The sequence below is a fragment of the Demequina sp. NBRC 110051 genome, assembly GCF_002090055.1.
GTDB lineage: Bacteria > Actinomycetota > Actinomycetes > Actinomycetales > Demequinaceae > Demequina.
In genome coordinates this window covers 29,915-53,325 of sequence record NZ_BBRH01000007.1, presented here as the reverse complement: position 1 = coordinate 53,325, position 23,411 = coordinate 29,915, and the positions used below count along the sequence as shown (strand labels likewise).

The 23,411-nt window shown below is 70.1% G+C and carries 26 protein-coding genes; 8 read left to right on the top strand and 18 right to left on the bottom strand.

What is annotated here, in order from left to right; translation table 11 throughout:
* Positions 1-61 precede the first annotated feature (61 nt).
* Positions 62-445: a glycine cleavage system protein GcvH gene (gcvH, locus tag B7K20_RS01825; RefSeq protein WP_084099822.1), complete on the top strand. Its 384-nt coding sequence runs from the start codon at positions 62-64 to the stop codon at positions 443-445.
* Between the two features lie 3 nt (positions 446-448).
* Positions 449-961, top strand: a complete 513-nt coding sequence (locus B7K20_RS01820; RefSeq protein WP_084099821.1) for a (deoxy)nucleoside triphosphate pyrophosphohydrolase — start codon at positions 449-451, stop codon at positions 959-961.
* 38 nt (positions 962-999) lie between these two features.
* Here B7K20_RS01820 and B7K20_RS01815 read toward each other — a convergent pair whose 3' ends face one another.
* Positions 1,000-2,475 carry an HNH endonuclease signature motif containing protein gene (locus tag B7K20_RS01815; protein ID WP_084099820.1) on the bottom strand — a complete coding sequence of 492 codons (1,476 nt, stop codon included), beginning with the start codon at positions 2,473-2,475 and terminating at the stop codon, positions 1,000-1,002.
* Positions 2,476-2,518: 43 nt separating this feature from the next.
* Positions 2,519-3,088: a DNA-3-methyladenine glycosylase I gene (locus B7K20_RS01810; RefSeq protein ID WP_084099819.1), complete on the bottom strand. Its 570-nt coding sequence runs from the start codon at positions 3,086-3,088 to the stop codon at positions 2,519-2,521.
* A 176-nt stretch (positions 3,089-3,264) separates the two neighbouring features.
* On the opposite strand from B7K20_RS01810, the gene B7K20_RS01805 reads away from it, so the two are divergent.
* Positions 3,265-4,158, top strand: a complete 894-nt coding sequence (locus tag B7K20_RS01805; RefSeq protein WP_084099818.1) for a methylenetetrahydrofolate reductase — start codon at positions 3,265-3,267, stop codon at positions 4,156-4,158.
* A 68-nt stretch (positions 4,159-4,226) separates the two neighbouring features.
* Here B7K20_RS01805 and B7K20_RS01800 read toward each other — a convergent pair whose 3' ends face one another.
* Positions 4,227-4,652, bottom strand: coding sequence for an OsmC family protein (locus tag B7K20_RS01800; protein WP_159449295.1), 426 nt, complete (start codon positions 4,650-4,652; stop codon positions 4,227-4,229).
* Positions 4,653-4,870: 218 nt separating this feature from the next.
* On the opposite strand from B7K20_RS01800, the gene metE reads away from it, so the two are divergent.
* Positions 4,871-7,192: a 5-methyltetrahydropteroyltriglutamate--homocysteine S-methyltransferase gene (metE, locus tag B7K20_RS01795; protein WP_084099816.1), complete on the top strand. Its 2,322-nt coding sequence runs from the start codon at positions 4,871-4,873 to the stop codon at positions 7,190-7,192.
* A gap of 68 nt (positions 7,193-7,260) precedes the next feature.
* On the opposite strand, the gene B7K20_RS01790 is transcribed toward metE, so the two are convergent.
* From B7K20_RS01790 to B7K20_RS01775, 4 genes are all read right to left on the bottom strand, one after another.
* Positions 7,261-7,935, bottom strand: coding sequence for a hypothetical protein (locus B7K20_RS01790; RefSeq protein WP_084099815.1), 675 nt, complete (start codon positions 7,933-7,935; stop codon positions 7,261-7,263).
* The gene (locus B7K20_RS01785; RefSeq protein WP_144018473.1) at positions 7,932-8,117 is read right to left on the bottom strand and encodes a hypothetical protein; all 186 of its coding nucleotides are present in this window, start codon (positions 8,115-8,117) and stop codon (positions 7,932-7,934) included. Before B7K20_RS01785 ends, B7K20_RS01790 begins: the two co-directional genes overlap by 4 nt.
* A 77-nt stretch (positions 8,118-8,194) precedes the next feature.
* On the bottom strand, positions 8,195-8,590 hold the full coding sequence (locus B7K20_RS01780) for a type IV pilin protein (protein ID WP_255372754.1): 396 nt from the start codon (positions 8,588-8,590) through the stop codon (positions 8,195-8,197).
* Between the two features lie 152 nt (positions 8,591-8,742).
* Positions 8,743-9,231, bottom strand: coding sequence for a GNAT family N-acetyltransferase (locus B7K20_RS01775; RefSeq protein WP_084099812.1), 489 nt, complete (start codon positions 9,229-9,231; stop codon positions 8,743-8,745).
* Between the two features lie 88 nt (positions 9,232-9,319).
* Between B7K20_RS01775 and B7K20_RS01770 the strand changes: the two genes are divergently transcribed.
* Positions 9,320-9,844 carry a hypothetical protein gene (locus B7K20_RS01770; RefSeq protein WP_144018471.1) on the top strand — a complete coding sequence of 175 codons (525 nt, stop codon included), beginning with the start codon at positions 9,320-9,322 and terminating at the stop codon, positions 9,842-9,844.
* 274 nt (positions 9,845-10,118) lie between these two features.
* On the opposite strand, the gene B7K20_RS01765 is transcribed toward B7K20_RS01770, so the two are convergent.
* Genes B7K20_RS01765 through B7K20_RS01750 form a run of 4 tightly spaced genes read right to left on the bottom strand, consistent with a single transcriptional unit; the run spans position 10,119 to position 13,373 of the window.
* Complete coding sequence (locus B7K20_RS01765; RefSeq protein WP_084099810.1) at positions 10,119-11,369, bottom strand: cation:proton antiporter; 1,251 nt, start codon at positions 11,367-11,369, stop codon at positions 10,119-10,121.
* A gap of 6 nt (positions 11,370-11,375) precedes the next feature.
* A complete protein-coding gene (locus tag B7K20_RS01760; protein ID WP_159449294.1) occupies positions 11,376-11,855 on the bottom strand; it encodes a cation:proton antiporter regulatory subunit in 480 nt (159 codons plus the stop codon).
* A gap of 30 nt (positions 11,856-11,885) precedes the next feature.
* On the bottom strand, positions 11,886-12,782 hold the full coding sequence (locus tag B7K20_RS01755; RefSeq protein WP_084099808.1) for a phosphotransferase: 897 nt from the start codon (positions 12,780-12,782) through the stop codon (positions 11,886-11,888).
* Between the two features lie 24 nt (positions 12,783-12,806).
* Positions 12,807-13,373, bottom strand: a complete 567-nt coding sequence (locus tag B7K20_RS01750) for a GNAT family N-acetyltransferase (RefSeq protein ID WP_084099807.1) — start codon at positions 13,371-13,373, stop codon at positions 12,807-12,809.
* A gap of 66 nt (positions 13,374-13,439) precedes the next feature.
* Here B7K20_RS01750 and B7K20_RS01745 point away from each other — a divergent pair, with 66 nt between their 5' ends.
* Positions 13,440-14,558, top strand: coding sequence for a DNA topoisomerase IB (locus tag B7K20_RS01745; RefSeq protein WP_084099806.1), 1,119 nt, complete (start codon positions 13,440-13,442; stop codon positions 14,556-14,558).
* 3 nt (positions 14,559-14,561) lie between these two features.
* On the opposite strand, the gene B7K20_RS01740 is transcribed toward B7K20_RS01745, so the two are convergent.
* The 4 genes from B7K20_RS01740 to B7K20_RS01725 all read right to left on the bottom strand — a co-directional run bounded on the left by B7K20_RS01740 (position 14,562) and on the right by B7K20_RS01725 (position 17,996).
* A complete protein-coding gene (locus B7K20_RS01740; protein WP_084099805.1) occupies positions 14,562-15,473 on the bottom strand; it encodes a phosphotransferase in 912 nt (303 codons plus the stop codon).
* Positions 15,474-15,573: 100 nt separating this feature from the next.
* Positions 15,574-16,809: a Dyp-type peroxidase gene (locus B7K20_RS01735; protein ID WP_084099804.1), complete on the bottom strand. Its 1,236-nt coding sequence runs from the start codon at positions 16,807-16,809 to the stop codon at positions 15,574-15,576.
* Positions 16,809-17,312, bottom strand: a complete 504-nt coding sequence (locus tag B7K20_RS01730) for a copper chaperone PCu(A)C (RefSeq protein ID WP_084099803.1) — start codon at positions 17,310-17,312, stop codon at positions 16,809-16,811. Before B7K20_RS01730 ends, B7K20_RS01735 begins: the two co-directional genes overlap by 1 nt.
* A 93-nt stretch (positions 17,313-17,405) precedes the next feature.
* Positions 17,406-17,996, bottom strand: a complete 591-nt coding sequence (locus B7K20_RS01725; RefSeq protein WP_144018470.1) for a hypothetical protein — start codon at positions 17,994-17,996, stop codon at positions 17,406-17,408.
* A 62-nt stretch (positions 17,997-18,058) separates the two neighbouring features.
* Between B7K20_RS01725 and B7K20_RS01720 the strand changes: the two genes are divergently transcribed.
* Positions 18,059-18,661: a bifunctional 2-polyprenyl-6-hydroxyphenol methylase/3-demethylubiquinol 3-O-methyltransferase UbiG gene (locus B7K20_RS01720; protein ID WP_159449293.1), complete on the top strand. Its 603-nt coding sequence runs from the start codon at positions 18,059-18,061 to the stop codon at positions 18,659-18,661.
* A 53-nt stretch (positions 18,662-18,714) separates the two neighbouring features.
* Here B7K20_RS01720 and B7K20_RS01715 read toward each other — a convergent pair whose 3' ends face one another.
* Positions 18,715-19,866 (bottom strand): MalY/PatB family protein, encoded by a 1,152-nt coding sequence (locus B7K20_RS01715; protein WP_234985665.1) that lies wholly within the window; start codon positions 19,864-19,866, stop codon positions 18,715-18,717.
* A 186-nt stretch (positions 19,867-20,052) separates the two neighbouring features.
* On the opposite strand from B7K20_RS01715, the gene B7K20_RS01710 reads away from it, so the two are divergent.
* Entirely contained in the window at positions 20,053-21,099 is a 1,047-nt protein-coding gene (locus B7K20_RS01710) for a hypothetical protein (protein ID WP_084099799.1), read from the top strand.
* 17 nt (positions 21,100-21,116) lie between these two features.
* On the opposite strand, the gene B7K20_RS01705 is transcribed toward B7K20_RS01710, so the two are convergent.
* Positions 21,117-21,962, bottom strand: a complete 846-nt coding sequence (locus tag B7K20_RS01705) for a RimK family alpha-L-glutamate ligase (protein WP_084099798.1) — start codon at positions 21,960-21,962, stop codon at positions 21,117-21,119.
* A gap of 17 nt (positions 21,963-21,979) precedes the next feature.
* A complete protein-coding gene (locus B7K20_RS01700; RefSeq protein WP_084099797.1) occupies positions 21,980-23,107 on the bottom strand; it encodes a VanZ family protein in 1,128 nt (375 codons plus the stop codon).
* Positions 23,108-23,411: the final 304 nt, after the last annotated feature.

Genomic DNA, 23,411 nt, shown 5'->3' with positions numbered 1-23,411 from the left:
GTAGTGACAGCGAGATCGACAGTGACAGCGACGGCATGGGCCGTGGGAGAGGTAGGACATCGTGGCGGAGATTCCTGACGGACTGCTCTACTCCGAGGAGCACGAGTGGGTGCGTGGCGACGTGTCGCCCGGCGCGACCGTGACGGTGGGCATCACCGAGTACGCGGCCGAGGCGCTCGGCGACGTCGTCTACGTCGAGCCGCCGAGCGTGGGCGAGGATGTCCGTGCCGGCGACGTGTGTGGCGAGCTCGAGTCCACCAAGGCCGTGAGCGAGCTGTACTCGCCCGTGACCGGCACGGTGACCGAGGTCAACGGCCAGCTCGAGAACGCACCCGATCTCGTGAACAGCGATGCCTACGGCGATGGCTGGATCTTCAAGGTGGAGCTCACCGAGTCGAACGAGGACCTGCTCGACGCGGACGCGTACGGCGAGAAGACCGAGTAGCGCGTGGGACAACGCACCCGGCTCGTGGTCGCTGCGGCGATCACCGATGACCTTGACGTGCCGCGCACGCTCCTGGCCGCGAGGCGCACGGCGCCCAGCGCGCTCGCGGGCCTGTGGGAGTTCCCCGGCGGCAAGGTCGAGCACGGAGAGACCCCTGAGCAGGCACTGAGGCGGGAGCTGCGCGAGGAACTCGGCGTCGAGGTCGACCTGGGCGACGAGATCCCCGGTCCCGACGAGGCCCACGGCATCGAGGACCAGTGTGGCGATGCGCCCGTGTGGATGCTGCGCCCCGGCGACGCCGACGTCGAACGGCTGGTGTTGAGGGTGTGGTGGGCGACCCTGCGTCCCGGGGCGGATGGCGCCAAAGTGGAGCCGCGGCCGCTCGAGGATCACGATCTGCTGAGGATTTTGGAGCCGGGTGGCTGGCGAGACGTGGCGTGGTTGCCGGCGGACAAGCGGATCGTCGATGCGCTGCTTGAGGATGCGACCGCGCGGCACCGTAGGGCCTACTGCTAACCGCACTTTTCCCTGTTCGCCCTCTCGCCCCGCCCGCGTCACACGGACGGGCAGAGTTCTCGAGGCGGTCCCGTATCGACGTCTGCCGCCCGCTCCCCGGCTCCCTCGATCTCGAGTGCGGCTCTGCCCCCTAGTCGGGGCGTGCGGGTGGGATCGACGGACGCAGGCGGGATGATCCACACCTTGTCGCCGCGGACCTCGATGTCCCAGCCGCCGTTGTGGACGCGATGGTGGCACCCGGTGCACAAGAGGACGCCATTCGAGATGTCGGTTGGCCCCTTGTCGCGCATCCACCACCGAATGTGGTGGGCCTCGCAGTGGCTCACGGGCGCGTGGCAGCAGGCGCAGCCGCCATCACGTTCCGCGAGCCCAGTGCGTTGGGCCTCCGTGAACAGTCGGTGCTTGCGTCCCACGTCCAGAGGCAGCGATTCCCCGCCGAAGGTGACGGGCACCACGGCGGCGTCGACGGCCATCTTGCGTAACGTCTCGACCGAGATGGGCTGCTCGAGGGCATCGCACTCGCCCACCCCCACGCCTGACTCGATGTCCTTCAGGTCGGCCCGCAGGATCACCTTGGTCTTGACGCCTGAGGTGGGCCGCTCGCAGTCGAGCCCATGCCACGCCAGTCCCGCAAGCACGTCGGCACGGATCTGTCCGGGCTGCCGCTCCTCTGGCATGCCATCGCGGGCCGACCGGTAGACGGCGCGCACCTGCGCGTCGATCCATGTCTTGATCGGGGCCGCGGTGGCGGGGTCAAGCTTCGCGTACATCTGCGTCATGCCGTCGGCACTCGTGGTGAAGTACAGGGTGCGGGCCTCGACCTGGCGCTGCTCCCGCTCTGCCAGGTCGCCCGGATTGCGTAGCGCCGCAAGCCGCGCGGCACACCTGCGGAGCTCACCGAGCTGCAGTGTGCGCGCCTTGTCGACCAGCTTGCCCTCAAAGCTCAGGTCCGTGGTGGTCAACTCGTCGAGGGTCCGCCGCACCACCATGGCGGCCTCGGTGCCGATCTCGCACGCCGCGATCGCCGCGGCAAGAATGGGATAGACGCGGTCGGCGGGGTCGTCCGGCGGGGCTTCCACGCCGCCACTGGGCACGCCGAGCGGCAACTCACCGTCAGGGGCCTCCGGCTCCGACGGCCCTGCCTCCCCAGCCGCTTCACGCTGGCGCTGCTCCTCCTCGCGCCGCTTCTGCTCCTCCGCGCGTCGCACCACGTCACCGGCGCCCGCGAGCCGGTTGGCCTCCTGCGGGCTGGTGCCGAGGTCGCGCGCCCACAGTCGCCCCGGTGACGTGAACCCTTCGCTCTTCGCGAGGCCATCGCTACCGAGCGCAGGGTCCGACCGCCGGGTCACCTCCGCGCCGATCGCCGCCAACGAGGTGTCGAATCCGCGCTTGGCCCTGCCCGCAATCTCCCTGAGCTCCGCGAATTCGCGAGGCGTGAGTGCGTCCAACTCGCGGCCGACGAACGCGTGCAACGCGTCCGCCTCGCGGTCGAAAGCCTCGGTGGAGAACCTCATGTCACTATGAGATCAGAGGGTTCTGACATTGCGGACATATCGGTCACCGGGTGAGCGCCAAGCAACCGGCAATATGGTCATCTACCAGACCGCATGCCTGCATCGCTGCGTACATCGTGGTGGGACCGACAAACACGAACCCGCGTCGCTTGAGCTCCTTCGCCAGCGCCACCGACTCGGGCGTCGAGGCAGGCACGTCGGCCCAGGTCGCCGGCGCCGCCTCGCGCGCGGCGGGCGCAAACGACCAGAACAGCTCATCCAGCGTGTCGCCCGCCTCGTGGAGCCCCACGACGGCGCGTGCGTTGGTGATGGCTGACTCGATCTTCCGCCGGTTCCTGACGATCCCGGGATCGCCCAGCAGTCGCTCCACGTCCGCCTCGCCAAACTCTGCCACGACCGCCGGCTCGAACCCCGCGAACGCCTCTCGGTAGCCCTCGCGCTTGCGCAGGATGGTCACCCACGACAGCCCCGACTGCGCGCCCTCGAGCACAATCCGTTCCAGGAGCGCGGCCTCGCCGTGCACGGGCACACCCCACTCGTCGTCGTGATACGCCTCGTACAGCGGGTCTCCGTTGCCAAAGCAGCGGACCAGGTCGTTCGGTTCCGTGATCATGCCCACTAGTGTGCCGCCCGGGTACGACGGCGGGCCGATGCATCGGCCATCCTGGGGATGACGGCACCCACGAGCGGCACTGGGGACGACGGACGCCCGGTCGTAGCGCACCGTCGGAGGGCGCCAGGGACCATTGGTATGGCGCCGCCGCGCACCCCGGGGCTACGGTGCGTGCCATGACGATCCGCGAGCGCCTGCGCGAGCAGGAGCCCACGCTGAGCTTCGAGCTCTTCCCTCCTCGCAGCCCCGCTGCCGAGGAGATGTTGGGGCGCACCATGCGCGCGATCGTCGCCACGCGCCCTGACTTCATCTCGATCACCTACGGTGCCTCGGGCTCGACGCAGGGCGCCTCGCGTTCCGTGGTGCAGCGGGTGGCTCAGGAGCACAATGTGCCGCCTCTCGCGCACCTCACCTGCGTGGGCCAGTCGCGCGGCGACCTCCGCGCGGTCATCGAGGGCTACCTCGAGGACGGTGTGCGCGACTTTCTTGCGCTGCGCGGCGATGCGCCGCAGGGGCAGTCGGGCTGGCATCCGCACCCCGACGGGCTCGTCTATGCCTCCGACCTGGTGCGGTTCCTGCGTGAGACGGCGCACGCGCACGGCGTCGATGACCTGAGTGTCGGCGTGGCGGCCTTCCCCGCCCAGCACGCCGTCGAGCGTTATCGTCAGACCGCGCTCGATGTCCTCAAGGCCAAGCAAGATGCGGGTGCCGATTTCGCCATTACCCAGGTGTTTTACGAGGTAGCGCACTACACGGGGCTTGTCGCGGCTGCGCGGGAGCGGGGCATCACGATCCCCATCATCCCCGAGGTCATGCCGCTCGTCTCGGCTCAGCGTGCCCGCCGTGCGGCGCAGATCACGGACGTACCGACCCCGCAGTCGCTGGTGGCCGCCCTGGACGCCGCTGCCACCGACGACGAGGCCCGCGCGACCGGTGTGGCGCATGCCGCCGGCCTTGCCCGGCAACTGCTGGACGCCGGCGCTCCCGGCATCCACGTCATCACCTTTAACAGGCACGATGCTGCGGTCGAGTTAGTCGACCGGCTTCCGCTGAGCGGTCACCGGGCCTAGCAAGCCGGCGGATGCGCCAGCCGGGCTCCGTACGGAGCCCTCCCACGGCGTCGGCGGCCAGAAGTCCCTCAGACCTCGCGCAGCGTCACGTCCGCGCCGTGCACCACAGTGCGCGACACGGTGCAGGTCTTCTCCTCGGCGGCCTTGAGGGCGGCGGCCACGCGGGCACGCGCCTTATCGCCGTCGGCGCCCTCGGGGAAGGCGACGTCGAAGGCCACGTCGATGTCGCGCAGGATGGCCGGCGTGGTGCCGCCCACCTTGTCGGCCTCGACGGTGGCCGAGAACCGCGTGGGCTCGGCGCGGCGCGACGTCATCATGTCCAGGTCGGTCGCGGAGCAGCCCGCGATCGCGACCATCAGGAGTTCGACGGCGCTGAGAGCGCCGTCGACGTTGTAGCCAAACCGGTACTCGGCGCCGTCGGGGTTGCGGGCGACGTAGACGCCCTCCGCCTCGCGCTCGAGCGTGACCTGCTTCTTGGTGACCTCTTCTGCCATGGCTCCATCCTTGCATCGGCCCAAGGCCTCGACGGCCGGGCGGCACGGCTCCCACGACCGCGCCATCCCACAACACCGCCGCCAAGCGCTAGATTCCTTGGTCCCGAGCGGCCCAGGTCCAATCGGGCTAGAGTCCGAAATGCACGCTCGGCGCATGGATGCGTCGATCAAGCGCAATGGCGAGCCCGCCGCGCACCAATTCCATGAGGACCCTCCCCATGTCAGATATTGCTGTTGCACACGCCCCCGCCTTCCCGGGCGGCACCATCCTGGGTTACCCCCGCATCGGCCGCATGCGCGAGCTCAAGAAGGCGATCGAGTCCTTCTGGAAGGGCGTCACCTCCGCCGAGGAGCTTGAGGCCGCCGCAAAGGACCTGCGCCTGGCCACCTACGCTCGCCTCGCGGAGCTGGGCCTGGGCAAGGGCGACGCGTCGATTCCCTCGAACTTCTCGTTCTACGACCACATGCTCGATGCGGCGGTCACCTTCGGCGCCATCCCGGCGCGATTCGAGGGCCTGCGGGCCGCCGACGGGTCGCTCGACCTCGCCGGCTACTCGACCCTCGCGCGCGGCCAGGGCGACGACGCCCCGCTGGAGATGACCAAGTGGTTCGACTCGAACTACCACTACCTCGTTCCTGAGATCGGCCCGGAAACCACCTTCGCGCTGAGCTCGACCCGCTGGGTGGACCAGTTCGCGGAGGCGAAGATCGCCGGCTACCTCACCCGCCCCGTCATCACCGGCCCGCTCACCTTCCTGTACCTCGCGAAGGCCTCCGACGAGGCCGGCGAGGACTACCGGCCCATCGACCGCCTGGGCGACCTCATCCCCGTCTACGTCGAGCTCCTCGCCGCCTTCAAGGCCGCCGGCGCGACCTGGGTGCAGATCGACGAGCCCATCCTGGTCGCGGACATCGACGCGGACCGCTCCGAGGTGCTCGCGAACGCCGCGACGGTCTACCAGGCGCTTTCCTCCGCCACCGACCGGCCCGCGATCTTCGTGGCCGCCCCCTACAACGACCTGGGCGATGCGCTGCCGGTGCTCGTCGAGTCCGGCGTGGAGGCTGTGAGCCTGGACCTGGTGCGCGGCTCGGTGCCGTCCGGCGTGAACCTCTCCGGCGTCACCGTGGTCGCCGGCGTGGTCGACGGCCACAACATCTGGCGTACCGACCTCGATCAGGCACTTCGCACGGCCGATGCCGTGGCCGCCCTGGGCGGCGCCGTCGCCATCTCGTCGAGCACCAGCTTGTTGCATGTGCCCCACACCCTCGCGGGCGAGGAGCACCTGGGTTCGGAGCTCCTGTCCTGGCTCGCCTTTGCCGACGAAAAGGTGGCAGAAGTCGTCACCCTCGCCACTGCGCGGGCCGAGGGGGAGGAGGCGGTGGCCGATGCCCTGGCCGCTACCCGCGAGGCCCTCGCCGCCCGCGCGGCTCACCCGGGCACCCACCGTGCCGAGGTGCGGGAAGCGCTCGCGGCGGTCACGCCCGAGGACCTCGACCGCCCCGCCTACTCCGTGCGTGCCGCCGCGCAGGACGCTCGTTTTGGGCTCCCGGAGCTCGCGACCACCACCATCGGCTCCTTCCCCCAGACGCCCGAGATCCGCAGGGCGCGCGCCGCGTGGGCCAAAGGCAACCTGTCGGACGCCGACTATGAGAACGCGATGAAGGATGAGATCGCCCAGGTCGTGAGGCTGCAGGAGGATTTGGGGCTCGACGTCCTGGTCCACGGCGAGGCCGAGCGCAACGACATGGTGCAGTACTTCGCGGAGCTGCTCGATGGCTTCGACGTCACCGTCAACGGCTGGGTGCAGTCGTACGGCTCACGCTGCACGCGCCCGTCCATCCTGTGGGGCGACGTCGCGCGCCCCGAGCCCATGACGGTGCGCTGGGCCCAGTACGCCCAGTCGCTCACCGACAAGCCCATGAAGGGCATGCTCACCGGCCCCGTGACGATCCTGGCGTGGTCCTTTGTGCGTGACGACCAGCCGCTGGGTGACACCGCGAGCCAGGTGGCCCTTGCGCTGCGCGAGGAGATTGCGGATCTCGAGGCGGCCGGCATCGGGATCATCCAGGTGGACGAGCCGGCCTTGCGCGAGCTGCTCCCGCTGAAGAAGGCCGACCAGCCCGCCTACCTGGAGTGGTCGGTGAACTCGTTCCGCCTGGCCACCTCGGGCGCCAAGGACGACACCCAGGTGCACACCCACCTCTGTTACTCGGAGTTCGGCGAGATCATCGACGCGATCGACGGCCTGAACGCCGACGTGACCTCGATCGAGGCCGCCCGCTCACGCATGGAGGTGCTGCCGGCGATCAAGAACCACGGCTACGAGCGCCAGATCGGCCCGGGCGTGTGGGACATCCACTCGCCGCGCGTTCCCTCCACGCAGGAGGTCACCGAGCTGCTCGCCCTCGCCAAGGAGTCGATCCCGGGCAAGCAGTTGTGGGTGAATCCCGACTGCGGCCTCAAAACCCGCGGCTACGACGAGACCATCGCGTCGCTGAGGCACATGATGGCCGCGACTCAGGCCGTGCGATCGGCTTAGCCACACGGGTGTGAATACCTGGTCCTACACCCGCTGGACAGAGTGTCTGTCCTGCCGGGCGTTGAGGCTCAGTCGCTAGGCGACGCGACGGTCCAACCTAGTCGGCGAAGTTCCCCTGCGATGTCGTCGGGGTAATGCGCGACCATCGCGATCGCCTGCCGCCGCTCGTACTGGGCCATGCGGCGCCGCGCTTGTGCACGCCAGTCGGTGTCGGTGCACCAGCCGCGGAACAGACGTTCTTGGTCGAGAAAGAGGAGGAACTCTTCGATGGTGGGGCGAAAGCGCTGGGAGCCAATGGGGAAGTGAAGGTCCTCGGCTCGACGGTAAGCGCCGCCTGCTCGCCCGTAGACCCATCCCAACGTTTGCGAGGAGGTGTGGAAGTGGATGTGCGCGGGAGGAACTTGTCCCCTTTCGAACTCGACGCGGACCAAGGGAACGGGGTCTTTGGCCTTTCCGCCCTTCTCGACCGGGATCAGGAGTCCAAAGGTGGAGTTCAGCACACGAAAGAAGTCTCCCGACGGGTCGTCCGCGAGCTTGAACTCCACCCGCAGGAGCAACGATGTCGCGGTCTCGTCGAGTGGCAGAGGCAGGAATTTCCTCGCTCCTGCGTCCCATGCGCCACCTACCCGAATCCCATCGTCGCCCTCGACGACTGCCAACTCGAGCGGGCGAGGCAACGCTGCCGCCAGAAATGCTTCCAGCTCCGCCGCAAACGTACGCGAGAGTGGGTGACCGGTGTTCACGAACGCTGTACGTAGGCGAGCGGGACGTCGCCCCAGATCAGCCACAGATCACGGAGTTCCGGCTCAGTGAGGGTGCCGGAACGTGCCATGGCGCGCACCTCGTCGAGGCTATAGCCGTACCGTTTGGCCTGGGCTGTGAGCATGTCTTGAATCTCGTTGCGAGTCGCAGTGATGTTCACCATGTTGTTCACCTCCTGATGTGGTGCTTTTAGCGTAACGACCGCTACTGACACTGCCTTCCAGCGACTCGAACGGGCGCCTACGGGCACCCGCCCTCTTCCACGCCGCCCGTCACGGTGTAGCGGTAGCCCGGGTTGCTCGCGACGTTCCCATTCGGGTGGCTCGCCGTGAAGCAGTACGAGTCGGCGCTGCCCGAGATTGCGCTCAGCACCACGCCCGGTGAGGTCGCGACGCGATCGCCGTCCACCTCGTAGCCGTCGGCTGACGGGGCCAGCGTAGGCAAGGTGTGCGACTCGTCCACGTGCGTGCGCACGGCGATGGCGACGTTTGCCAGATCCGACTGCACTGTCGAGTCATACGCCTTCGCCTGCTGGTTCAAGAACAGCGGCAGCGCGACCGCCACCAAGATGGCCACGATCGCCATGACCACGAGAAGCTCGGGCAGAGTCATGCCCTGGTCACGAGCGCCCCGCACCCACCGCGCTCTCAGCACGCGCGCCAGCACACCCACCAGTTAGCCCCCTCGACACCACGGCGGGCGCACCCCTCAGCGGCGCCCGAACACACCGATTGTGGCGCATATCACATGCGGTGTGCAACCGGAGCGGATGGGTCGTGCCTGGCAGATCAGGACACGTCGAGTTGGAAGTACCCCACGTCGATCCACCGGCCCAGCTTCTGGCCCGCCTCCTTCAGCACCCCCACCTCGCGCCAACCTGTCGCGAGTTGCAGCGCGACGGAGGCCTCGTTGGGCAGCGCGATGAGGGAGATCGCGGTGTGCGCGTGCGAGGCCCGCAGCGCGACGATGAGCGCGCGGTAGAGCCGCCCGCCAAGCCCTCGGCCGGCCCCTGCGGGATCGAGATAGATGGTGGTCTCGACGCTGTGCAGGTACGCCGCCTTGGGGCGATACGGCGCCGCATACGCGAACCCCATGACCTGTCCGGCATCCTCGATCACCAGGTACGGCAGGTCCTTGTCCCACACCGACTTCATGCGCGCCTTGATGTCGGATGCGGTGACGGTTTCCGTCTCGAACGTGATGACGGTGTCGGTGACATAGGGGTTGTAGATCTGCGCGATGCGGGGGGCATCGGCAAGCGTTGCGGGCCGGATCATGACCCTATTGTGCCCGCACGCTCCGCGTCAGGATGGCCGATGCCGTGGCCGCCTCGCGTCCCCGGCTCACCCGGGGTTACGGTCGAGCATGAGGCGGGTGGCAGCGGCAGTGACGACGGCGTGGGCCGTGGGGCTGGGTGCCGCCCTGATCGCGGGCTGCTCGCGCGGCAACATCCCCGTGCTCGAGGAGGCGGGCGGCGAGGGCCCCGCGGCTCCCGCGGGCTGTGCCGACATCGACGCCGAGCTCCTCGACACCCTGGCGACGGGGCTCACCAAGCTCTCGCTGCTCACCACCCCGCAGGGCATCGAGGCGCTCCGCGAGGAGGCCTTCGTCTTCGATCACACCGCCTACCGGGCGGCGCTCGCCGAGACCCAATTCGTGGAGGTCACGGGCTTTCAGGAGGAGGACGCCGGCACGGCGATCGCGGCCCTCGACCAGGCGGCCGCGCTCGCGGGCGTCATCGTTGACGGGCCCGTTCCCGACCACGAGGACCTCGTGGCATTTGCCGAGGCGACAGGGGGGCCGGGCACGCTGACCGACCACCACCAGCGCCTAGGCGAGGCGCTCGCCCGTGCCTGCGGCGGTGTGGTGAGCGGACCCGCGCCGGGGTGAGCGGGGCGAAGGTGAGGGGGATGCCAAGGCGCTCGCGGCATCGGCCACCACCTGAGCCACTTCGGCAATGTCGTCCTCGGTGAGGGGGCCCACATGCTCGACCGCGAGCGGGGGCGTCGCGGCACTCGAACGCCGCCAGGGAAGGGTGAGGGGGTGACGCGGCACGGCGACCTCGCAAGACGGAAGGAAGTCCTTGAGCGAGGGGCAGGTGCGCTGCTGGTCCTGGGTGGGGACGGCGATAGGGATATCGTCGCACGCCCGAGGGGATGCTGCGCTACACGGGTTCGCGGGGTGACACGACCCGCCGCGTACCCGTCTGTGCGCGCACCGCCGTGCCCTTGAACGGCGACGGGATGCGGTCGGCAAAACGCATGGCGAGCGAGCCGACGATCGCGAGAATTAGCACGTAGGCGGCCGCCACCGGTCCCAGCTGCGATTCGGCTCCGGCCGTCACTCCCAGCCCGGCGATGACGATCGAAAACTCGCCGCGCGGGATCAGCGACAGACCCGTACGCCACTGGCCCTTGGGGCCGATGCCGTTGCGCCTGGCCGCGAACACTCCCGTACCGATCTTGGTCACGGCGGTCACGAGCGCCAGCCCCAGCGCCGGTAGCAGCACGGGGATGAGGTCGCGCGGGTCGATCGTGAGGCCGAAAAACACGAAGAACAGCCCGCCGAACACGTCGCGCAGCGGCGGCAGCAGCCCGCGCACATCATCCGCCACCTGGCCCGACAGGGTCAGCCCCAAGAGGAAGGCGCCCACGGCCGCGGAGACCTGGACGGCATCGGCCAACCCGGCGACCAGGAACGTCAGCCCCAGGACCGTGAGCAGCAACAGCTCGCGCGAGCGCGAATGCACCAGGCGGGAGATGCGGTCCGAGAACCGCAGGGAGACGACGAACGCCGTGAACACGAGCCCGAGCGCGATGGCCGCCGCGAGTGCTCCCTGGGCGAGCGTCGCGCCCACCAGCAGCACGCCGGTGATGGGCAGGAACACCGCCATCACCAGGTCCTCCATCACGAGGATCGACAGCAAGACGGGGGTCTCGCGGTTGGCGACGCGGTCGAACTCGTCGAGCAGGCGGGCGATGATGCCCGAGGAGGAAATGTAAGTCACGCCGGCCAGCAGCAGCGACGCGGTGGGTGACCACCCCAGCATGAGGCCCACCGCGAAGCCGGGGATGCCGTTCGCGAGTCCGTCCACGAGCCCCGCGACCCAGTTCGATTTAAGTCCGTTGCGCAGGTCCTGTGGCGAGTATTCGAGCCCCAGCAGCAGCAGGAGCAGGACCACGCCGATCTCCGCGCCCACCTCGAGGAAGTCCTCACCGGCGGAGATGGGGACCAGGCCTCCGTCCCCCATGAGGACGCCCGCGAGCAGGTACAGCGGGATGGAGGGGATGCCGATGCGCGCCGCAAGGCGCCCCAGGCCGGCGAGGACCAGCAGGATGATGCCCAGTTCGATGAGCACCTGGCCGGCATGACTCGCCTCCGGCTCGGGGAGCACCTCGAGGGGCAGCGGGATCATGGTCGCTTAGCCGACGAGAATCGCGGTGGCCTTGCGGACGGCGGCGTCGGAGCCCATGACCAGCACGGTGTCTCCCGCCTCGAGCAGGAAGTCGGGTCCAGGGCCGGGGTTGCCATCCTCGCCGCGGATCACGGCGACGATCGAGGCGCTGGTCTCGGTGCGGATGCGGCCGTCGGCGATGGTGCGTCCGGTGAGGCCGCCGTGGCGGGGCATGGTGACCCACTCGATCGCGAGGCCCTCGATCTGGTGACGCAGGCCCTCGAGCCGCGAGGTGATCGAGGTGCCACCCAGCAGCTCGACCAGGGCGGCGGAGTCCGCCTCGGACAGCTCGACTGTGCCACGGCACGAGTCGGGGTCCTCGCGGTCGTACAGCGCGAAGTCACGTTTGCCGTCGCGGCGCACCACGACGCCGACGTGGTCGCCGCTGTCCGCCTGGAACTCATACCGGACACCGATGCCCGGCAGGGGAGTCTCGTAGATGTCCATGCGGCCCATCCTGCCACCCGTGCGCCCGCGCTAGGCCTCGTGCACCACTCCCAGTTCGATGAGGCGTTCCCACGCCATGCGCATGAGGAAGGGATCGTCCACCTCGATGTAGCGCAGCGCCGCATAAACCAGGTAGGCGAGAGCGCGGTCGACGGTGGCCCCGGAGACCTCGCCATACGCGGCGAAGAAGTCCTCGCGCATCTCCTCGCCCAGCACCGTGCCGATGAAGCCGATGTCCTGGGCCGGGTCGCCGGCGCCGAAGTTGGCCCACAGCAGCAGTCCCGCGAACGCTCCTTGGTCCGACATCACGGCGCGCGGCTCGAGCCGACCGTGGGTCCAGGTGGGGGCCACGTCGACGGCGGCGGCGCAGCCGCGCTCGAAGATCGCGCGCACGCCGTCGGCGTCGAGCTCCCGGTTTTCGGGAGCGCCGTGCGCGACCGCGAAGGTGAGCATGTCCTCGAATTCTCGCCGCCACGCGGCCAGGCCCACCCCGGTACGGGGGTTGACGGGCGCATCGGCCGGTGCGGGTTGGTGAATCTCGCTGAGCGCGGCGCCCACCTCACGCGCGGCGGGTGCGTGGAGGGGCACGAAGGCGGCGGTCGAGGCGGAGATCCACGGCACCACCACCCAATGCCAGGGATAGCCGTGGCCGGGTCGACCGGTGTGGATGGGCTGCGACGCGGGGAAACTCCAGCCCGCCGAGTGCGGCGCGATGACGTCGGTGACGCGCGCGAAGAGGTCGTCGTAGCCCGGCAGTCGCGACATCTGCACGCCGTAGTCGTCGCCGATGCGCAGGGTGAAGTGATCTTCGAGCTTGTAGCGCCGGCCCAACTCGCGGTCCGCCAGCCACGGGAACTGCTCGTCGACCAGCGCCCTGACCATCTCGTCCGGGATGTAGAGCGGATCGGAGTCCGCATACGTCGGCATGGCTGTCAGGCTAGCGGTCGCTCCCTAGTCGCCCTCGCGCCGCGCGATCCACTCGCGCGCGAGAAGGCCGTAAATGGCGTCGTCGGAGACCTCGTCCTCGACCCAGTACGCCTCGCGTCGGATGCCCTCGGCGAGGAAGCCGATGCGCTCCAGGACGCGCACGGACGCGATGTTGTGCGGATGAGTGCTCGCCTCGATGCGGTGCACGCCCATGTCGAAGACGGCGTAGTCGACCAGGCGTGCTGTCGCCTCGGTCGCGTAGTGGTGCCCGCGCGCCCAGGGGTGCAGCGTGAAGCCCACCTCGGCCGTGCGCCCGTTGCCCGAGAGGTACAGGGCGACGTCGCCGAGGACCTTGCCGTCGCGCTTGCGCTCGACCGCGAGCTGGTACCAGGTGCCCGGCAGCGGGCCGGGCTGGTCCTCCATCGACGCGATGAGTTCGCGTGCCCGGTCCACGGAGTACGGGGCGCGCCATGCCTGGTACTGGGCGGTCGTGGTGTCGGATCGACGCTCGGCGAGGTCGTCGGCGTCGTCCATGGTCATCGGGCGTAGCACCAGCCGCTCGGTCTCCAGCGGCGCGAACGTGGTCTCCATAAACCCACGCTAGTCCTGCGTGGGGCGTGTCGCGACGGGGACGCACGCACGGGCTTACTGTGAGCCATGCCCCGACTCACCAGGTCCCGTCCCTCCGAGCCGGGCATCACCCGTCGTCGCAGCGGTCGCGGCTGGACGTACCGCGACGCGGGCGGCGCGACCATCAGCGATCGCGAGACTCGCGAGCGGATCGCCGCCCTCGCCATCCCGCCAGCGTGGACCGACGTGTGGATCTGCCCCCACGAGCGCGGCCACCTTCAGGCGCTCGGCACCGACGAGGCCGGCCGGCGCCAGTACCTCTACCACCCCGCGTGGCGTGAGCGCAGGGATCGCGCCAAGCATGCGCGGGTGCTCGAGGTGGCGGCGGGCCTGCCGGCCGCGAGGGCGGTGGCCGATGCCGATGCGTCCCGCGGCGACCTGTCCCGCGAGCACGTGCTCGGGGTCGCTTTCCGGCTGCTGGACCGGGGCCTGTTCCGCATCGGCGGCGAGGGCTACGCCGCCGACAACGGCTCGTATGGCCTCGCCACCGTGCTGCGTGAGCACGCCCGTGTGAGCGGCGACGAGGTGGTGTTCGACTACGTCGCGAAGTCCGGCAAGGACCGCCATGTGGTGGTCCGCGACGCGCAGGTCGCGGCCGCGATCACGACCTTGAAGCGCCGCTCGGGTGACGCGCCGGAGCTGCTCGCCTACCGCGTCTCGACCGATCCCGTGCGCTGGCGCGACCTCGTCAGCGACGACATCAACGGCTACATCCAGATGGTCGTGCAGCCCGATGCCACGGCGAAAGACTTCCGCACGTGGCACGGCACGGTCATCGCCGCCCAGGCCTTGGCAATGGCCGATGCGGCGGGCGACTTATCGCCGACCGCCCGGGGGCGCGTGGTCGCCTCGGTCATGCGCGAGGTGGCCGCGCAGTTGGGGAACACCCCCGCGGTGGCGCGGGCCTCATATGTCGACCCGCGCGTGGTGGACCTGTGGGAGGACGGGATGACGATCGAGCCCGTGGTCGACGCCCTCGGCGAGCACGGGGAGTCGCTGTCGCCTGGAGACCGCGACGCCGCCATTCAGGCGGCGCTCGAGCAGGCGGTCGTGGACCTTCTCACCACGGCGCCGGATGCGCGCGAGGCGCAGCTGCGCCGCGACGCGAGGAGGGCCAAGCGGATCGCGAGCGCCGCGCGCGCGTGAGTCCTACCGCAGGGACTGGCGCAGCGAGGCGAGGGCGGCATGCCCCGCCTCGTGGAAGTGCTCCTCATCCATGCACGCGAGGGTGGCCGCATGATGCAGCGCCTCGGCACGGATGACCCGCTGTCCGGCGGAGGAGGACACATAGCGGGCGACCGCGGGCTCGCATGTCCACAGGTAGGCGTCCAGCATGGGCCCCACCTGGTCGGCGCCGACGAGGACGGCGGCCTGGCCCAGGTCCGTCAGCGGCGACCCCGCCGCGGCGTCGCCCCAGTCGAGGATGCCGGCCAGGCGGCCCTTGCGGCTCAGCACGTTGCGCCCATGCACGTCGAGGTGGGCCCACGTGCGCGGGCCCGGTTGGGTGTGGGCGGCCGCGGTGAAGGCGGCCCTGAGGCGCGGGCCGTCGGCGATGACGCCCTCGGCCTCGAGATGGCCGATGCGGTCGCCAAACACCTCGGCTCGCTCGCCGAGCGTGATGGAGCGGAAGGGGTTCACGGGGGCGTCGTCGGGTGCGGGCACGTGCACCTGCGCCAGGGCGCGGCCCAGATCCCTGGCGCCCTCGACGCTCAGCGCGGCCTCGTAGACCACCGTGCCGTCGATCCACGGCACCACGGACCAGCGCCACGGATAGCCGCGGCCCGGCTCGCCGAGCCTGCGCGCGACCGGTGCGGGGAAGGTCCACTGCGCGCCGATGCGTGGCAGCCACTCCCACTCGGTCTGAGCGATCTCGGCGCCCACCGCGCGACGCGGCATGCGCACCGCGAGCGTGTCGCCCAGGCGGATGGTGACGTTGTCCCAGCCCTCGACGCGCACGCCAAGGGGGAGCGAGGCGAGGTCCGGATGTTGGTCTGCGAGCAGCGCTCGCACGATCCCCTCATCGACCTCGACCTCCGCATCCGGGGTCGCCATCATGGTCATGCTCTTCACGGTAGACCCGCTGTGCGCGGTCACGGCAAGTCACGCGGCGTGTTCGTGACCTTGCCGTGACCGCTTGCGCGCCCGGCGGCACGGGGGAGCCTCACGCCAGCAGCGTGTCTCCCACGAACCCGCCGGGCGCGCATCCGGGAGGAATCGCGAACACTGCGGAGCCGATGGGCGTGGTCCACGTGTTGAGCAGGTCCGCCTGGTCGAGCCGCCGTTGGATGGGGGTGAACTGCGCGTCGACGTCCGCCTGGAAGGACGCGAACAGCAGCCCCGTCTCGGACACGCCCTCACCGGAGGGCGCCACGTCGTAGTTGTAGCCGCGCCGGAAGATCACCTCGCGTGAGTCGACCGGTCGCGACCGCGCGATGTGCGCCACGGGCGAGATGACCGTGTTGCCCGCGGCGGTAGTGGCCTCGAAGTCCGGCGGGTCGGACTCGCGCGAGCCGGTGAGCGGCGCGCCGTCGGCAATGCGCCGTCCCACGGCGAAGGACCGTGCGGTCGGGTCGACCTCATCCCACGTGTCGAGGTTCATGCGGATGCGGCGCAGCACCAGCGACGTGCCCCCGGTCAGCCACGCGGTGTCGCCCGAGCCCGTGGCCCACACGACCTGGTCGAACTCCGCCGTTCCCGGCTCGGGATTGGTGGTGCCGTCGACCTGGCCGAACAGGTTACGCATCGTGGTGCCGGACACCTCGGACCCATACGCGCGCCGGAAGCCGTCTTGGCGCCAGGCCAAGGACGCGAAGGAGCGCGAATCCTTCAGGAGCATCCGCACCGCATGGGCGACCGTGACCGCGTCATCGGAACTCACCACAATCAGCAGGTCGCCGCCCGACCACTGCTCTTCGAGCGCGTCGATCCCGAAGGCGGGTAGGGGACCCAACCACGCCGGCACGGCGGAGGATCCGGCCGCCCGCCGCACCAGCTGTGGCCCAAACCCGAAGGTCACCGTGAGGGCGGCGGGCACCGTCGCGAGTTCGGGTTCGGTGTCGGCGAGCGCACCCTCGCCGGCCATCAGGCGCTCGGCGTCGTCCGTCAGGACCCGCATCATGCGTGCCAGGTCCTCGCGATCCACGCCGTCGCGCAGGCCGAGGCCCAGGTAGGTCGCATGGGCGGCGATGGGGGTATCGATCCCGCATTGGTGGGCGCCGTGGAACGCCACCGTGCGAGCGCCGTTGAGGCCCGCCGCGTCCAGCTCAGCCGCACGCGACGGCGGCAGCGCCCGGTCCACCCCGAGCGCGACGGCCGCACCCGCGCCCACGGCGGCGCCTCCGAAGAGGAACCGCCGCCGGCTGAGGCCGCGACCGAGGTCAGTCGCGTCCGAGGACATCAGGAACCCATCTCCATCTCGGCCCCGGGCGCATACGACTCCTGCGCTCCCATGTAGTCCTTCGCATCGGCGGTGACGTCCACGGTCGAGCCGTCCTCGAACGTCAGCGTGACATCGACGATGTCGCCGGCCTCGATGGGTTCGGTGACGCCCATGAGCATGAGGTGGTTGCCGCCGGGTTCGAGCGTGAGAGTCTCGCCCGGGGCGATCGCGAACCCGCCCTCCTTCTCGCTCATCGACATGCCTCCGGACTCGTCGGACAGCGTCTCGTGGAGTTGGATCTCGGTCGACACGGCGCTCGCGGCGGCGACCAGCACCACGGTCTCGTCCGTGCCGTTGGTGAGTTCGCCGAAGGCCGCGGTCATGCCGGACTCGGCGGTCTTGACCCAGGGGTCGGTGACGGTGATCTCGCCGGGCTCGTCGGCGGACGCGCAGGCGGACAGGGTGAGGGCCGCGACGGCGGCGAGCGCGCCAAGGCGCGCGGGGGTACGGACAGCGTTCATGGGTGACTCCAGTCAGGGGCAACCGCCCCGGGGTAACGGTAAGAAGGCCATCAAGAGAAATGGCCGATGCGCCCGCCGGGTGGGCGGGATATCTCACCTGACGGGAGGGCCTCGCAGGCCGCGTCCGCTGGCCAGGACGAGCGGACTAAGCGCGGCGATGGGGGAGATGGGTGCGGTGCGCGGTGCGGCGGGGACGGCGGCGGACAGTGGCGCGATGTCGCGCACGAGTGCCGCCACGAGGGCGTCGAGCGCGGCACCCGCGCGCGCCAGCGCCCAGTCGAGCCGCAGGAGTACGGCGGTCGTCACGACGGCGGCGACCAGGTGGGCGACGCTCATCACGCCGCCGCCGTGGGCGCCATGCGCATCCGCGGCGACGGTCAGGGTGCCCGCGTCGAGGTGGTGGGCGTGTGCGTCGCCCGCGACGGTCACGCCTCCCGCACCCACCACGAATAGCGTGTGGAATAGCGCCTGGCTCGCGGTCACGCCGAGTCCGGTGCGCCACCAGGACACCGGGCGGCCGGCGAGTTGGACGCACACGGCGAAGGACAGGGCGAGAGGCACGAGGACGCCGGGAGCCGACGGCATCGCGCCTCCGCCCAGGACGTGGGAGCCGAGCGCCACGCCCGTCGCGACCGTCGCCGCGACGGCGGCGCGACCCAGCCGCCTGCCCGTCCTCATACTCACCGCGGCATTCTCGCATGGCTAGCCACGGCATCGGCCTGTCGCAAGGCTGGCACGATAGGGCCATGAGCGACGACGACAAGCCCGACGCCAAGCGCTGGAACTACAACATCCACTACGGCGAGGCCCTGCTGGAGCGCATCCCCGAGGGCGCGGCGACGGCCGTCGATGTGGGTTGCGGCGAGGGATTCATGGCACGGCGTCTCGCGGAGCGCGGCCTCGCGGTGACGGCGATCGACGAGGACGCCGAATCGATCCGTCGCGCCCGCGCGCAGGGCGAGGACTCGATCACCTACATCGAGGGAGACGCCCTCACCGATGCGCTGCCCGCCGGGCCCTACGACGTGGTGGTCGCGAACGCGTCGCTGCACCACATGGACCTGGTCGAGGGGCTCACACGGCTGCGCGAGCTCGTGGCGCCCGGGGGAGTGCTGTTGGTGGTCGGCATGGCCAAGGGCGGCGTGGTCGACATCCCGCGGGAGATGGCGGCGTCCGTGGTGGACAAGGGCCACAAGCTGTTCCGCGGCTACTGGGACCACGGCTCGCCGTGCGTGTGGCCCACGCCGCAGACCTATTCCGCCGTGCGGGATACCGCCGCGGCGCTGATGCCCACCAGCGAGTTCGCGAAGAAGCTGCTGTGGCGCTACACCCTGGTGTGGCAGCGCTGAGATACGCGTGGCGTGCAGCTATTGCCGCAGGGCATGACTGACGTACGCGCCGGCTAGCCGCGGTGGGTCGAGGCGCCCATGCGCCGCACGGCCTCCGTGAGGACGTCCGGGTGAGTGGCGATGTTGAGGCGCACGTGCCCCGACCCGCCCGTGCCGAAGGTGAGGCCCGAGTTCAGCGCCACGCGGGCGTGCTCCAGGAAGTGCTGCGCGGGATCGTGACCCAGGTCGAGAGCGGTGCAATCGATCCACGTGAGGTAGGTCGCCTGGGGCAGGGTGTAGCGCACGCCGGGCAGGTGCTCCTCGAGCAGGGTGGCCAGCAGGTGGCGATTGCGATCGAGGCTGGGCAGCAGCGCGTCGAGCCACGGCTCGCCGTCGTTGTATGCGGCCGTCTGCGCGAGCGTGCCGAAGTGCGTGGGTCCGTGGTGGGCGGAGTTGCCGTAGGCGGCGAGCTCGTCGGCGGCCTTGGTGCCGGCGATGATGATCGCGGCGGGGATGCCCGCGAGGTTCCATGCCTTGGAGGCCGCCATGACGGAGAAGCCTCGCTCGGCACCCGCGACGGAGAGGTAGGGCACAAAGGTTTCGCCCGCGTAGAACAGGGGCGCGTGGATCTCATCGGAGACCACGCGCACGCCGTAGCGCTCCGCGAGAGCGGCGACGCCCTCGAGTTCGCCGCGCGTGTGGGCCGTGCCGCCCGGGTTGTGCGGGTTGCACAGGAGGTAGGCCGCGGGAGCACCGCCCGCGGTGACCTCGCGGAAGGTCTCCTCGAGCGCGGCGAGGTCCAGGCGCATGTCCACGCCCAGGGGAGCCTCGGCGATGCGCCGGCCGGCGGCCTTGAGGTACGAATAGAACGGCGGATACACCGGAGGGTTGACGACGATCTGGCCGCCGGGCTCCGTGAGCAGGCACAGGATGTCGGTGTAGCCGGTGATGACGTCCGCGACGGTGGTCATCTGGCCGGGCGAGGCCTCCCAGCCCCATCGGCGCGACGCAAATGAGGACAGCGCTTCGGTGTACGCCGTGCCGGAGGCGTAGCCCATGTCTCCCGTCGCGACGGCCCGCTCGAGCACCTCACGGATGGGTGCCGCGAGCTCCACGTCCATCTCCGCGACCCACAGCGGCAGCACGTCCGGGTCGTAGCGACGCCACTTCGCGCTGGTGCGTTCACGCAGTTCAGTGAGGCTCAGCGTGGACAGCGGATCGGACACAGTTGTCTCGGTAGAAGGCACGGGCATAGGGGCCACTCAATCGGACGGCGGGCTCGCGCGCAAGTGGCGTGCGGGACGCGCCACTCGCCGGGCACGCTCGCCGTACCGCCACGTCGGGATGCACGGCCCACCGGGCCCCGGTGCGCCGCCCCCACCCACCTCTCGTGGGCGTCTAGTCTGCGAGACATGCGCTGGGACGATGACGAGGGACGCGTTCCCGTGGGAGCACTGCTGACCGTGATCATCCTTGCGGGCGCTGCCTTTGGCGCGTACTGGGCGCTCACCGAGTTCGGCTTCCTGCCGTCGGACGATCAGGGCAGTGAGGCGGCCGCCAGCATCTCGCCCGACGCCGTCGCGTCTGGTGAGGATTCGTCGTGGCTCGAGGCCGCGGGCGAGGAGCTGCCACCGCTCATCGAGCCCGCCTCCGAGGACTCCCCACCGATAAGAGAGATGGCCGATTGGCTGTGGGACGTCAACGACGACACGTGGCACGTCACGGTCATCCGCGAGGGAGAGGGCGACGGCACGGACTCCCTGGCCGACCGCCAGTCGCTGGTGCTCGTCAGTCCCACGAGTGATCTGTTCCTCGTGACCGACGAGCTGCGCAATGACTACCGCATGACCGTCGTCGACTGGGACCCGGTGACGGATGTTGCGTGGATGCGTCGCGGCGGACGCCCAGGCCTCGCGCAGGTCACGGCTCTCGAGATGCCTACCGGCGAGTCGAACCCCACGTGGGCCGGCGGCGCGGTCCCCGATGCGAACGAGATGGACGAGGGCATCGGCAACGTCGAGGTGATCGGCACCCAGCCGGACGGGCTCGACCTGTGGGGAGGCTACGACGAGGGCGGCTACTCGACAGGCGTGTTCTGGCGCGACGGTGAGGAGTTCGTCGACTCGCTGGTGGACGAACGCATCGCGACGGCGGTGCGTCAGGGCTTCTCGCCCGGCGAGGGCCTCGAGGCGTGGATCGATCCGGCGGGCATGCGTGCCGTCTATCACGGCGTCTACCGCGATCCCACGTCGAATCAGATCGAGGACGAGATCTGGATCGTTCACGACCTCGAGGACGACTCCAACGACAACGTGCCCTTCGACTCACCGGCGCCGGGCTGCAGGCCCCTCGACGGGCCACGCAAGGGCACCTTCGAGGGCGACCGCATTGTGGCCGACTGCGGCGGCACGGAGTACCTGCTGGACCTCTTTACCGGCCAGCCGGCCCAGGCGCGGTAGCCGCGTCAGTCTCGGCGTCAGCCCAGCAGTCCGCGGAACACCGCGGCGGCCCGCGCAGGCGCCCCGGCATCCATGCCCAGGAACAGGCTCGGTTCGGTGAGCTCGAGCTCGAGGAGCACGGGGCCGTCATCGCTGGGTAGCAGGTCCACGCGTGCGTAGGCGAGCCCCTCGGGCAGCGTCGCTACCACCCGGTCGGCAAGCTCACGTTCGGCTGGGGTCGGCTCGCACGGCGTGATCTTCTCGTCGGCATACAGCCCCGTGGACCAGCTCATGCCGCGCGACAGGATCGCGGCCTTGCGCGCGGCGTGCGAGAAGTGTCCGCCCAGGTAGATCAGCGCGGTCTCGCCGTCGGTGTCGACCTGCGACAGGTAGGGCTGGATCATCGCCACGCGACCGTCGGCGTGCAGCGAGGCGAGGTGAGCGCTCGCGGCGGCGGGGTCGTCGTGGAAGAGCCCGGCTCCTGCGGAGCCGGCGCCTACAGAGGGCTTGACGACCACCGAGCCGGCCACGGCATCGGCCGTCGCCTCCTCGCCGGAAGCCACGAAAATGGTCGGTACCACCGGGATGCCGCGGGCGGCGAGGTCGTCAAGATAACGCTTGTCGGTGTTCCACACGACCGTCTCGAGCGGGTTCACGAGCCGCGTGAGCGCGGACACGCGCGTGGCCCAGCCGAGGAACTCGTCCAGGCGCTCGGTGTAGTTCCACGTGGAGCGCAGGATCGCGACGTCGTAGGCCGACCAGTCCACGGAGGGGTCGTCCCAGCCCACCAGCTCCGCCTCGGGCAGGTGGGGCAGCAGCAGCTGCTCGTCCGCGTCCGGAATCTCCAGGTCGACCGTCGTGACGATCGCGATGCGTGCATTCATGCGCGTCAGGCTAGTGGCTACTCGAGGGGGTCCATGACGGTGGTCTCGGCGCTTGCGGTGTAGCGGTCGGCGCGGATGGACGGCACCGATCGCGTGCGGGTCAGCGACGCGAGGGCCGCGAGCGAGCGGCGATCGCGCCTGACCACGCTCGCGGCAATCTCCGCCATCGCGACGAGCGGCCCCACGAGGGTGGGCGAGAGCACCCATGGCACCCAGCGGATCACGGCGCGCACCAGGGCCGACCACCGCGCGGGAGGCTCCATGCCGCGGTCCACCCGGACGGGTGCGATGTTCATGAGCGCCTGGCCCAGCGTCGCGCGGTCGCGCCTGATCAGCGGGACGGCGAGGCCCAGCACGGCCGCGACGCCGATGCGCACGGCCATGTCGACCTCGGGGCTGATGTCGACGGGCTCGGGGCTGGTGTAGCCGTCAGCGAGGACGGTGAGGATCGCCTGGCCGCCCTCGATGGCCACCATCGCGCCCAGGCCGATCGCGAGGTCGGCTGTCCCCGCCACGCCACGCCGAATGCGGCCGGGGGCGGCGAGGTCGGGCTCGCGCGGGGGCCGAGTGAAGGGGAACAGGCCGATCGCGATGTACGAGGCGATGAGGCCCAGGATCGCCCCTGCAGTGTTGGCGATGAGGTCGTCGACGTCGAACACGCGATACGGGCACGGAAAGATGCCAAAGAACCCTGTGCCCTGCGACAGTTCGATCAGCATCGAGGCGCTCGCGCCCACCGCGATGACCGCGATCCCCGGCCAGCGGCTTGCCTGGTGCAGGAAGAACCCGAAGGGCACGAACAGGGCGATGTTGGCGGTGAACTGCCAGAAGGTGAAGGTGCCCAGCAGCCCGCGCGCGCCCCTCGCCTCGTAGAGGTCGATGATTTGCGCCAGGCTCGCGCCGGGGTCGAGCTGCCAGGGGATATCCACCGTGCAGGCGAGGTCCTCCGCACTGGGCAGCGGAAGGATCGTGAAGACGGCGAGCGCCACGGCCGAGCCCATCAGGCCCAGCGCCGCGATCATGGGCCAGCCGCGCAGGCGCCCGTAGTAGCGCACGGTGTGGCCGAGGATCGGCAGCATCGCGAGCGGGATGAGCGCGGCGGTGGCCGCCATCACGAGCACCGCGTTCGCCACGTATTGGTCCATGGGCTGAGCCTAGGCGGGCAAAAAAATATCCGGTGACCGGCGCCTCGGGGGGAGGGGCGGGAGGCGCCGGTCGCCGGAAAAAGTGGGCTCAGGCGACCTAGTCCCCGGATGGTCGCCTGAGCCACATTTTTGTCGGTGACCCCTGTGTCACCTGACGACATCTACGAGATTAGGCGGCCTTTGTGGCTCGTCTATGGGCACTAGGTCCCGACCCGCTGTCGGCGCTTGGTGACCCGCGTCACAGACGGCCGATGCCGTGGCCGACCAGGGCGGCGCGCCCGGCCGAGCGCCCGGCGGCGCGCGT

What these genes read in the sequence shown, in the direction of transcription:
- B7K20_RS01815 (WP_084099820.1), bottom strand. Translation starts at nt 2,475, where the DNA reads ATGAGGTTCTCCACCGAGGCTTTCGACCGCGAGGCGGACGCGTTGCAC.
- B7K20_RS01810 (WP_084099819.1), bottom strand. Translation starts at nt 3,088, where the DNA reads ATGATCACGGAACCGAACGACCTGGTCCGCTGCTTTGGCAACGGAGAC.
- B7K20_RS01805 (WP_084099818.1), top strand. Translation starts at nt 3,265, where the DNA reads ATGACGATCCGCGAGCGCCTGCGCGAGCAGGAGCCCACGCTGAGCTTC.
- B7K20_RS01800 (WP_159449295.1), bottom strand. Translation starts at nt 4,652, where the DNA reads ATGGCAGAAGAGGTCACCAAGAAGCAGGTCACGCTCGAGCGCGAGGCG.
- metE (WP_084099816.1), top strand. Translation starts at nt 4,871, where the DNA reads ATGTCAGATATTGCTGTTGCACACGCCCCCGCCTTCCCGGGCGGCACC.
- B7K20_RS01785 (WP_144018473.1), bottom strand. Translation starts at nt 8,117, where the DNA reads ATGGTGAACATCACTGCGACTCGCAACGAGATTCAAGACATGCTCACA.
- B7K20_RS01775 (WP_084099812.1), bottom strand. Translation starts at nt 9,231, where the DNA reads ATGATCCGGCCCGCAACGCTTGCCGATGCCCCCCGCATCGCGCAGATC.
- B7K20_RS01770 (WP_144018471.1), top strand. Translation starts at nt 9,320, where the DNA reads ATGAGGCGGGTGGCAGCGGCAGTGACGACGGCGTGGGCCGTGGGGCTG.
- B7K20_RS01765 (WP_084099810.1), bottom strand. Translation starts at nt 11,369, where the DNA reads ATGATCCCGCTGCCCCTCGAGGTGCTCCCCGAGCCGGAGGCGAGTCAT.
- B7K20_RS01760 (WP_159449294.1), bottom strand. Translation starts at nt 11,855, where the DNA reads ATGGACATCTACGAGACTCCCCTGCCGGGCATCGGTGTCCGGTATGAG.
- B7K20_RS01755 (WP_084099808.1), bottom strand. Translation starts at nt 12,782, where the DNA reads ATGCCGACGTATGCGGACTCCGATCCGCTCTACATCCCGGACGAGATG.
- B7K20_RS01750 (WP_084099807.1), bottom strand. Translation starts at nt 13,373, where the DNA reads ATGGAGACCACGTTCGCGCCGCTGGAGACCGAGCGGCTGGTGCTACGC.
- B7K20_RS01745 (WP_084099806.1), top strand. Translation starts at nt 13,440, where the DNA reads ATGCCCCGACTCACCAGGTCCCGTCCCTCCGAGCCGGGCATCACCCGT.
- B7K20_RS01740 (WP_084099805.1), bottom strand. Translation starts at nt 15,473, where the DNA reads ATGACCATGATGGCGACCCCGGATGCGGAGGTCGAGGTCGATGAGGGG.
- B7K20_RS01735 (WP_084099804.1), bottom strand. Translation starts at nt 16,809, where the DNA reads ATGTCCTCGGACGCGACTGACCTCGGTCGCGGCCTCAGCCGGCGGCGG.
- B7K20_RS01730 (WP_084099803.1), bottom strand. Translation starts at nt 17,312, where the DNA reads ATGAACGCTGTCCGTACCCCCGCGCGCCTTGGCGCGCTCGCCGCCGTC.
- B7K20_RS01720 (WP_159449293.1), top strand. Translation starts at nt 18,059, where the DNA reads ATGAGCGACGACGACAAGCCCGACGCCAAGCGCTGGAACTACAACATC.
- B7K20_RS01710 (WP_084099799.1), top strand. Translation starts at nt 20,053, where the DNA reads ATGCGCTGGGACGATGACGAGGGACGCGTTCCCGTGGGAGCACTGCTG.
- B7K20_RS01705 (WP_084099798.1), bottom strand. Translation starts at nt 21,962, where the DNA reads ATGAATGCACGCATCGCGATCGTCACGACGGTCGACCTGGAGATTCCG.
- B7K20_RS01700 (WP_084099797.1), bottom strand. Translation starts at nt 23,107, where the DNA reads ATGGACCAATACGTGGCGAACGCGGTGCTCGTGATGGCGGCCACCGCC.